Raw genomic sequence first — 685 nt, forward strand, 5'->3', positions numbered from 1 at the left:
CTTTATTGTGTTATCATTAATTATTTACGTTAAAACAACTCTATTGAAGCAATCGCGGCATTACAAAAACACTATCAAACCGTGCGCCAGATGTTTGCTGGGTTTAATTATCATACTGGTTTAAATACTGGTTTAACCGGTAGCCCACCGCAACGCTTGACAGTATTAGCTGGTGCAGTGGATTGGATACTCACCGTGCAACAGCAAATCGCTATTAACATCACAGATACGCAACAAAAACGACACGCGCAACAGCAATACAGTGCTGCGGTTGCAGCGTTATCTAAAGCCTTTGCATTGACTGCTGCGAGTGCAGTCGCTCAATCAATTCGCAATGAAATTGCGTTTTTTCAAGCGGTGCAAGCCGCTTTAAACAAAACGATTCAACTTGCAAATCCAGTGACTTCAACACAGACATCTGCAATTGCCGAATTGATTGACCGCGCTATTGTCGTGACGGGTATTGATGATTTATTACGCGCAGCAGGGATGCGCTCGGTGGATTTATCCATCTTTTCAGATGAATTCCTGAGTGAATTACAAGGCATGGAACAGAAAGCGTTAGCATTGGCGACGTTAGAGCAATTAACGCGGGGCGCAATTCGAGAACATCATCGGATTAATGTTGTGCAAAGTCGCGCTTTTTCAGAGCGTCTGAAAACAGCAATTGCCAAATATGACAATA

1 protein-coding gene is annotated in these 685 nt (G+C 43.2%); it reads left to right on the top strand.

What is annotated here, in order from left to right; genetic code table 11:
• Positions 1-90: 90 nt before the first annotated feature.
• Positions 91-685 (top strand): type I restriction enzyme endonuclease domain-containing protein (locus HUK38_RS14665; protein ID WP_238787698.1); only part of this gene is annotated, 595 nt, incomplete at its 3' end.

It is taken from the genome of Thiospirillum jenense, assembly GCF_014145225.1.
Classification (GTDB): Bacteria; Pseudomonadota; Gammaproteobacteria; order Chromatiales; family Chromatiaceae; genus Thiospirillum; species Thiospirillum jenense.